General features: G+C 61.4%; 11 protein-coding genes. 7 read left to right on the forward strand and 4 right to left on the reverse strand.

Features of this window, described 5'->3' with window-relative positions:
• The first annotated feature begins 716 nt into the window (after positions 1–716).
• Both JWQ90_RS20805 and JWQ90_RS20810 read left to right on the forward strand, forming a co-directional pair.
• Complete coding sequence (locus JWQ90_RS20805) at positions 717–1,742, forward strand: integron integrase (RefSeq protein WP_299696910.1); 1,026 nt, start codon at positions 717–719, stop codon at positions 1,740–1,742.
• Between the two features lie 108 nt (positions 1,743–1,850).
• The gene (locus tag JWQ90_RS20810) at positions 1,851–2,723 is read left to right on the forward strand and encodes a hypothetical protein (protein WP_299696911.1); all 873 of its coding nucleotides are present in this window, start codon (positions 1,851–1,853) and stop codon (positions 2,721–2,723) included.
• A 75-nt stretch (positions 2,724–2,798) separates the two neighbouring features.
• Here the strand turns inward: JWQ90_RS20810 and JWQ90_RS20815 are convergent, their stop codons facing one another.
• Positions 2,799–3,755: a YafY family protein gene (locus JWQ90_RS20815; protein ID WP_299696912.1), complete on the reverse strand. Its 957-nt coding sequence runs from the start codon at positions 3,753–3,755 to the stop codon at positions 2,799–2,801.
• Positions 3,756–3,830: 75 nt separating this feature from the next.
• On the opposite strand from JWQ90_RS20815, the gene JWQ90_RS20820 reads away from it, so the two are divergent.
• The 3 genes from JWQ90_RS20820 to JWQ90_RS20830 all read left to right on the forward strand — a co-directional run bounded on the left by JWQ90_RS20820 (position 3,831) and on the right by JWQ90_RS20830 (position 5,143).
• The gene (locus tag JWQ90_RS20820; RefSeq protein WP_299696913.1) at positions 3,831–4,235 is read left to right on the forward strand and encodes a GFA family protein; all 405 of its coding nucleotides are present in this window, start codon (positions 3,831–3,833) and stop codon (positions 4,233–4,235) included.
• 162 nt (positions 4,236–4,397) lie between these two features.
• Positions 4,398–4,706: a type II toxin-antitoxin system Phd/YefM family antitoxin gene (locus JWQ90_RS20825; protein WP_299696914.1), complete on the forward strand. Its 309-nt coding sequence runs from the start codon at positions 4,398–4,400 to the stop codon at positions 4,704–4,706.
• Positions 4,703–5,143, forward strand: coding sequence for a type II toxin-antitoxin system VapC family toxin (locus JWQ90_RS20830; protein WP_366919559.1), 441 nt, complete (start codon positions 4,703–4,705; stop codon positions 5,141–5,143). Before JWQ90_RS20825 ends, JWQ90_RS20830 begins: the two co-directional genes overlap by 4 nt.
• A gap of 54 nt (positions 5,144–5,197) precedes the next feature.
• Here the strand turns inward: JWQ90_RS20830 and JWQ90_RS20835 are convergent, their stop codons facing one another.
• The 3 genes from JWQ90_RS20835 to JWQ90_RS20845 all read right to left on the reverse strand — a co-directional run bounded on the left by JWQ90_RS20835 (position 5,198) and on the right by JWQ90_RS20845 (position 6,260).
• On the reverse strand, positions 5,198–5,446 hold the full coding sequence (locus tag JWQ90_RS20835) for a BrnA antitoxin family protein (RefSeq protein ID WP_299696916.1): 249 nt from the start codon (positions 5,444–5,446) through the stop codon (positions 5,198–5,200).
• Complete coding sequence (locus JWQ90_RS20840) at positions 5,430–5,705, reverse strand: BrnT family toxin (RefSeq protein ID WP_299696917.1); 276 nt, start codon at positions 5,703–5,705, stop codon at positions 5,430–5,432. Before JWQ90_RS20840 ends, JWQ90_RS20835 begins: the two co-directional genes overlap by 17 nt.
• Before the next feature lie 114 nt (positions 5,706–5,819).
• Positions 5,820–6,260: a hypothetical protein gene (locus tag JWQ90_RS20845; protein WP_299696918.1), complete on the reverse strand. Its 441-nt coding sequence runs from the start codon at positions 6,258–6,260 to the stop codon at positions 5,820–5,822.
• Positions 6,261–6,512: 252 nt separating this feature from the next.
• Between JWQ90_RS20845 and JWQ90_RS20850 the strand changes: the two genes are divergently transcribed.
• Positions 6,513–6,755: a CopG family ribbon-helix-helix protein gene (locus tag JWQ90_RS20850; RefSeq protein ID WP_299696919.1), complete on the forward strand. Its 243-nt coding sequence runs from the start codon at positions 6,513–6,515 to the stop codon at positions 6,753–6,755.
• Positions 6,745–7,029, forward strand: a complete 285-nt coding sequence (locus JWQ90_RS20855) for a type II toxin-antitoxin system RelE/ParE family toxin (protein WP_299696920.1) — start codon at positions 6,745–6,747, stop codon at positions 7,027–7,029. The genes JWQ90_RS20850 and JWQ90_RS20855 overlap by 11 nt, the downstream gene beginning before the upstream one ends.
• Positions 7,030–7,202: the final 173 nt, after the last annotated feature.

Genomic DNA, 7,202 nt, shown 5'->3' on the forward strand with positions numbered 1-7,202 from the left:
GCGGACCGGATTTTGAAGCTTTGTAGTAGCACGATTGCGTCTGTTTATACAGCCCGCTTTTCGCTTTACAGTTTCCGATTTCATTTTAAAAGTTTCTAACTGCCCTTTTTTACGGGGTCCTAACGCCGGAGTTAACGCGAGGCCCGTTTACGGGCCTTCGCGTTGAACGCCTTGTTGGGCCGAGCTGCTCTCGACGCCGCGATGTGACCGAAGCTGAGCAAGCTGGAATGAAGTTGGATGATCACAACGCGCCCCACCGACCGTGTACCTCAGACCCTACCTCGCCGTGATGCGCGGAGCAACAGCCAGAACGACGCGACGGCCAAGGCAAAGAGCAGCAGAGCAAGAATGCTTGCAATGAGCGGCTGCTTGCAGCGGAACGAAGCCGCAAAGAGCGAGTATTCGCAGTTGCACGCGACACAGGCCAAGCTGGCTGACGAGAAGAACCAAAGTACGCAGTAGATGGCGGCCAGAAGAAATGCCGCGCCGGCCGTGACGTAAACAACACGCATGTCTTTTAAGCCCAACTACAATTTAGTGTGCAGGTCCGCGGAATAAGCCAGCGGCCCTGACGAATAAGAGCTGACCAGATTCGGCAATTTGTTGATCGGGTTCACATTTACCTCCTCGGTCATCGGCAAAAAGTGTGGCACTGCACAATATGATCGGAGAGATCGAAGGACACTCGCCTCCAGACCACCATTTGGGGACGAACCATGTCCAAGCCGCCGTTCGATCAGCAGACCGCCACCGAGTTGGCGGTGGCACCGACTTCGCAGCCGCCGCGGCTGCTGGACCGGGTTCGCTCGGCACTGCGGGTTCGCCACTACAGCCGCCGCACGGAAGAGGCTTACGTCGCCTGGATCAGACGGTACATCCTTTTTCACGGCAAGCGCCACCCGGTCGAGATGGGCGGCGAAGAGGTGACGGCCTTCCTGTCGAACTTGGCGACCGAGGGCTCGGTTGCCGCATCGACTCAGAACCAGGCGCTCGCCGCGCTGCTGTTTCTGTACCGCCAGGTCCTTGAAGTCGAGTTGCCCTGGCTGAATGCCGTGGTACGGGCCAAGAAGCCGAGACGCCTGCCAACCGTGCTCGATCTGTCCGAGACGCGGCAGTTGCTGGCCCGCATGGACGGGATCACGGGCCTGGTGGCCCGGCTGATGTACGGCACTGGCCTGCGTCTGAACGAGGCGCTGCAACTCCGCGTAAAGGATCTGGAGTTCGGGCGTCGCGAGCTCATCGTCCGCGAGGGCAAGGGCGCGAAGGACCGCGTGACGATGCTGCCGGAGTCGCTGATCCTGTTGCTGCGCGATCAACTGGAGCGGGCCAAGCTCCTGTTCGAGCTGGACCGCAGTCGGAACACCACCGGGATCACGATGCAGCCGCTTGCGTCGGCGGGACGGGCACAGCCGCGGGCTGATCTGTCCTGGGGCAGTTTTTGGGTGTTCCCGGCCTCCCATCCGTCGACCGATCCGCGCAGCGGCAGCGTTTACCGCCCCCATCTACATGAGCAGGTGCTGCAGCGGGCGCTGAAGACGGCCGCAAGGGAGGCCGGTATCGTAAAGCCGGTGTCCAGCCACTGCCTGCGGCACAGCTTCGCGACCCACATGCTGATGAGCGGCTACGACATCCGCGCGGTGCAGGAGCTGTTGGGCCATGCCGATGTCAGCACCACCATGATCTACACCCATGTACTCAATCGTGGTGGGCGGGCTATCCGCAGTCCGGTTGATTCGATGTGATGGCCGCCGCCTCACAGCGAGCCGCATAACTTACGCAATAGCGCCGTGGGAACCAGGCAGCCGCTTGCACCGGGTAGACAAAGTCAGGCTCGAAAGATACACAAGACCATGACCCAGGTTTTGATCCCCTTCGGATGGCACCGGCCGAGCGAGCAGGCGGTCGATATCCACGATGTGCCCCGCGGCCTGGGCTGCCAGTGCGTCTGCCCGTCGTGCGACACACCGCTGATCGCCCGTAAAGGCAAAGAAATAGCCTGGCATTTTGCCCACGCGAGCCGGGCTGTCTATGAGCACACCGGGCAGGAGTGCCGGTTTTCGTTCTGGGTTTCAGTGCGGCTGATGGCGCGTCAGCTGCTCGCTCGCAGCGACACGGTCACGATCAGGCTACCTCGTTTCGCCGAGCGGCAGCTTCTGTACTCGAAAAGGCTGGATCGATGGTTTTGGAAAGACGTCGAGATCGCCCCACGTCAGGACATCGTGATCCAGGACCCGGTCATGGAAGCGCAGCTGCCGGAAGCCGTCGTCGATCTCGCCGGGCATGTAAAAGGCACGCCGTTCTGCATCTACTTCACGCACCCGGGCCGGGCGGTGCCCGGTGAGTTGGCGGACCCAGCACAGCGCCGCATGGGCGTCGTATCGATCGCACTGGATCAGCTCGAGCTCGTTTTCCTTCGGCAGCGCCCGCATCGCGGCACCTACCTGGAGGAGCTGAGCTCGTTCATCACCAACAGCGACCAGGCTCGGCACTGGGTCTACCACCCCAAGCGCGCGCGCCTGCTGCAGCAGGCTCAGGATGAGCTGGCCCGGTTGATTGCGGCGGCCGAGCAGGCGGCACTGTCAGCCGCCACACCGCCTCCGTCGGTGCCGGTCCGGTTTCGCTGCGTGATGTGCCAGGCCGAATGGGTCGGCCAACACCGCGACATGCAAAACTGTCCCAACGGACACGACTGGCAGCTGGCAACTCAGCTGTCGCCGGCTTGAAAGCCTCAGGGCCAGACACGATTGAATCTTCTGACACAGGGCCGGAGGTCGGATCGGCGTTGATCCGAACGGGCATCAATCGCCCAGCGCGCGCCGCAGCCGCTCGCTCACGCGGCGCAGTTCAGGCAGCATCGCTTCGTCGGCTGCTAGCACTTCAAAATCCAGCCCCGGTATCAGCATCTGCGCCACCAGCGATTCGGCGGATTCGGCGCCGATGTCGAGCACGCAATGATGCTCGTCCAGCGCTTCGAGCACGCCACACCAGCTTGGAATCCGGCCGGCATTCTGCTGCGCCGAGCCGCGCAGCTTCAGGCGCACGTGATGCCGGAAAGGCGCGTAGCGGATGGCGCGTGCCACGTAGGCCGCGAAGTTCTCGGGCGGTTCGCGCGGCGTGAAGCGCAGGCCGGTTTCCAGCGGCGCAGCGATACGATCGACGCGAAAAGTGCGCCAGTCGCCACGCTGCAGATCCCAGGCCACCAGATACCAGCGGCGGCCCGCATTGGCCAGGCGCAGCGGCTCCACATGCCGGTTTCCGCCGTCGCCATCGTGGCGGCGATAGGCGAAGCGCAGGCATTCGTGATCGCGGCAGGCGGTGGCGATGCGCGTGAGCAGATCGGCATCGGGCAGCGGCGCCTCGCTCATGCTCAGTGTGAGCGTCACCGCATGCAGCGCGCTGGCGCGGCGTCGCAGGCGCGCAGGCAGCAGCTGGTCGAGTTTGGACAGCAGGCTCAGCGCGGTATCGTCCAGCTTGCCCACGCTGCCGGCCGCAGCGCGCAAGGCTACGGCCATGGTGACGGCCTCGTCGTCGTCGAGCAGCATCGGCGGCATGTCGGCGCCGGCACCGAGCTGGTAGCCGCCGCCCAGGCCGCTCGAAGCCTGCACCGGATAGCCGAGGCTGCGCAGCTTGTCGACGTCGCGGCGCACCGTGCGCTTGTCCACACTCAGGCGCTCGCACAGCTCCTGTCCGGACCAGTAGCGCCGCGTCTGCAGCAGCGAGATCAGGCGCAGCAGGCGCGTCGAGGAAGTGGTCATGCCGGCACGTTATCGAGGACAGGATCTGTCCGCAATGCCGCCTAGCATGAGGTCTGTCCAACACGGAGCAACCCCATGAAGAAGACCTATTCCGGCAGCTGTCACTGCGGCGCGGTGCGTTACGAGGCCGACATCGATCTCAGCGAGGGCACCGGCAAGTGCAACTGCTCCATCTGCGCCAAGACCCGCTACTGGGGCGCGATGGTGAAACCCGATGCGTTCCGGCTGCTGTCCGGCGAAACCGCGCTCAGCGACTACCAGTTCTCGACGAAGAGCATGCACCACCGCTTCTGCTCCAACTGCGGCGTGCGCTCGTTCGGAGACGGCAACGTCGAAGCTATCGGCGGCGCGTTCATCAGCATCAATCTCGCCACGCTTAACGGGGTCGACCCGCTGGAACTGGCCGAGGCGCCGGTGAGATATTCCGACGGCCTGCACGACAACTGGAGGGAAGCGCCGAAGGAAGTCCGGCACTTGTGATGCCGGAGCGGGGCTCGATCAGGAAAAATGCGGCTGCGTGTGCTTTACGGCAAGGATGCTCCCTGGAAGAGATTCAAGGTTTATGGAATCGGCTACGGTTGTGAGCTCCATTGACACAATTTTGTATTGGTCGAACGGAGCGGCCATGCTAATCTGGTCAGCATGACTAGAAAAACTCATCCATCGACCCCCAAGCTGCAAGGGGCGAATTCGCGGCCCGGACATTGGCTACTGCAGGATGCCAAAGCCCGGTTTAGCGAATTGGTTCGCAAGGTGCGCAGCGAGGGTCCCCAGCATGTGACCGTGCACGGACGTGACGAAGTCGTCGTGATCGCGGCCGAAGAATTTCGCCGCCTCAAAGGCGGCACAACGGGCCGCGCCCTGATCGAGGCGATGCAGTCGTCACCGTACCGTGAGATCGACATCGAGCCGGGACGCGGGCCGATGCCCGTACGTGATGTCGTGCTGTGACCGGTTGGTTGCTGGACACCAATATCCTGTCCGAGCTGCGCCGACTGAAACCGGAACCCAAGGTCATCGCCTTCGTGCAGGCACAGCAGTTGGAGCGGCTGTATGTGAGCAGCGTCACGCTTGCCGAAATCCGCTTCGGCATCGAGTTGGTCGCCGACGCCAATCGTCGGGCCGAGCTGAACGATTGGCTGACGCTGAAAGTCCGCCCGATGTTTGAACAGCGAGTGCTGCCAGTCACCGAAGACATCATGCTCAAATGGCGGCTGCTGGTCGAGGAAGGGCGCAAACAGGGGCATACATTTTCGCAGCCTGATTTGATTATCGCGGCGACTGCGTTGCATCACGATCTGACGGTGGTGTCGCGGGACACAGCGGCTTACGTGAAAACCCGCGCGCAGCTGTTTAATCCTTGGGTCGATCGAGCGAGGACGTTGTAACCGAGACGCCCGCATGCTGATTGGGCAGGCCATACGTCCCCGATTACGTTTCACTTAGCCAGCACTCAACTCCTGCCGCAGAATTTTTCTGAGGGCACTGGCAGTAAGCGGCGCCTCCTTTTTCTTCAGAGCACCGCGCAGCGCCTCATTGATGGCCGTCTGATAGCCAACGCCCTCTGCTTCAGCTTTTTCTCTGAACGCTTCAATAACATCGCTATCCAGCATGATCGTGATGCGCGTCTTGCCCTTGGACGGAAGCACAGGGCCGCGAACACCCTTACTGAAGTCATATTCCTTGCGCATGGTATTGCCTTGTTTCACCTGGACTGGCTTGCCTGGCTGAGATCAGACGGACGTTGCGTCCACGCGGTGTGTGAACCACCACGAGTACACGCCCCAGCGCGTCCATCCCCAGCGTTACGAACCGGCGCTCACCCTCAGCGTCCGGGTCTTCCAGGGTAACGGCTTGATCATCGCGAAGCGCTTGCTCAGCGTCGGAAAAGCTCACCTTGTGCTTTCGCAGATTGGCATTCGCTTTATCCGGATCGAACTCGATACCCATACCTCAGTATGCATATATTATGCATACGGTCAATCCTTGGGAAGAAAACAGCCAAACATCGAGACTGAACCTAATTCTTCACACAACTTACGGTACATCCCCCAACGGACCCTCTCATTCAAGGTCCGGAAGCTCCGCCCGACTCAGCAGAAGCTTGATCGATCTCCCCATGCCAGGCGTTCGGGCAATGAGGCCCTTCGCCTCAAGGGCCACGACCATCTGATGCACCGATGGAGGCGTTACACGGAAGTAGCGCTGCATCTCCGCCTCAGATGGTGACTGCCCGTGAATCTTCGTGAAGTAGAAAATGAACGCGAGGTACTGGCCCTGCTTCGCTGTGTACAGCGGCGCGAGCTTGACCTCGGGGCGCGGGCATGTCGGGCCTGCTTCAATCTCGGCCTGTGTGTACCGGCTATCTGCACTGAGGTTTATCGGATAGGTCTGCGTACCGAGCCCAAACTCCACAACGTATGAACCTGGCAGAAGCCGAGTATCGAGTTTCCCCGTCTCCTTCTGCACAAGGTGCCCGTCGTTGTCCGCGAGCCAAATGTCCATGCGAGGACTCGCGTTGATGACGAGCCGGTGGTAGCGGGCCTTCCCCTCTCTAGTCATGATGCCTCGGGAAAACCGATGGGGTCGGACACGATTGAATATTTCGTCGACATTATTTTTCTGCCAATCAATCGTGTCTGATCCCATCGATTCATTGGTCGATTCCCGGAGACTGCTCCTGGTTCGACCAACAACTGTGGTACGTCCCCGATTACGCGTTAGAATGTACACACCCGAGCACAAGCAGGCCGCCCCATGTCCAGCACGATGACGATCCGCCTCGAAGACGATACCAAGGACCGGCTGGACAAGCTCGCCGAAGCCACGCAGCGCAGCCGCTCGTTCCTCGCCGCCGAGGCGATCCGCGACTACATCGAGCTGAATGAGTGGCAGGTCGGCGAAATTCGCGAGGCGCTCACGGAAGCCGACCGGGGCGAGTTCGCATCGGACACCGAGGTCAAGAGTTTCTTCGACGGCTGGCGCCGCCGTGCAGGTTAAGTGGCTGAAGCGAGCGCTGCAGAATCTGAAGGAAGAAGCGGACTACATCGCCAGGGACAATCCCCAAGCCGCGGTTCGGATCGTGGTCGAGATCGAAGACGCGGTAAACCTGCTGGCCGACAATCCCAGCCTCGGCCGCGTTGGGCGCTTGCCCGGCACCCGCGAGCTGGTGGTGGCGGATACGCCGTACCTCGTGCCCTACCGCGTTCGGGGCACACGCATCGACATCCTGCGGGTCTTTCACGGCCGCCGTCGCTGGCCTTCGCAGCTTTAGCCGCCCTGTCACGCCATTCCAAGTATCATCCTATTCAATCGTGTCTGACCCGAATGGCACTTACTTAAGCTTTTTGGGATGACCATATCGGCGGATTTCTTCGCGAGCCTGGTTTCGATTTTTCGTTAGCAGAGGGAAGGGTTTAGGTCGTCGTTTGACGGCTCGTGGCTCGA

It is taken from the genome of Hydrocarboniphaga sp. (genome assembly GCF_028291725.1).
GTDB lineage: Bacteria > Pseudomonadota > Gammaproteobacteria > Nevskiales > Nevskiaceae > Hydrocarboniphaga.

Bases quoted from the DNA above. Each gene is read 5' to 3' on its own strand.
- JWQ90_RS20850 (WP_299696919.1), top strand. From the start codon at position 6,513: ATGTCCAGCACGATGACGATCCGCCTCGAAGACGATACCAAGGACCGG.
- JWQ90_RS20815 (WP_299696912.1), bottom strand. From the start codon at position 3,755: ATGACCACTTCCTCGACGCGCCTGCTGCGCCTGATCTCGCTGCTGCAG.
- JWQ90_RS20840 (WP_299696917.1), bottom strand. From the start codon at position 5,705: ATGGGTATCGAGTTCGATCCGGATAAAGCGAATGCCAATCTGCGAAAG.
- JWQ90_RS20820 (WP_299696913.1), top strand. From the start codon at position 3,831: ATGAAGAAGACCTATTCCGGCAGCTGTCACTGCGGCGCGGTGCGTTAC.
- JWQ90_RS20810 (WP_299696911.1), top strand. From the start codon at position 1,851: ATGACCCAGGTTTTGATCCCCTTCGGATGGCACCGGCCGAGCGAGCAG.
- JWQ90_RS20805 (WP_299696910.1), top strand. From the start codon at position 717: ATGTCCAAGCCGCCGTTCGATCAGCAGACCGCCACCGAGTTGGCGGTG.
- JWQ90_RS20835 (WP_299696916.1), bottom strand. From the start codon at position 5,446: ATGCGCAAGGAATATGACTTCAGTAAGGGTGTTCGCGGCCCTGTGCTT.
- JWQ90_RS20825 (WP_299696914.1), top strand. From the start codon at position 4,398: ATGACTAGAAAAACTCATCCATCGACCCCCAAGCTGCAAGGGGCGAAT.
- JWQ90_RS20845 (WP_299696918.1), bottom strand. From the start codon at position 6,260: ATGGACATTTGGCTCGCGGACAACGACGGGCACCTTGTGCAGAAGGAG.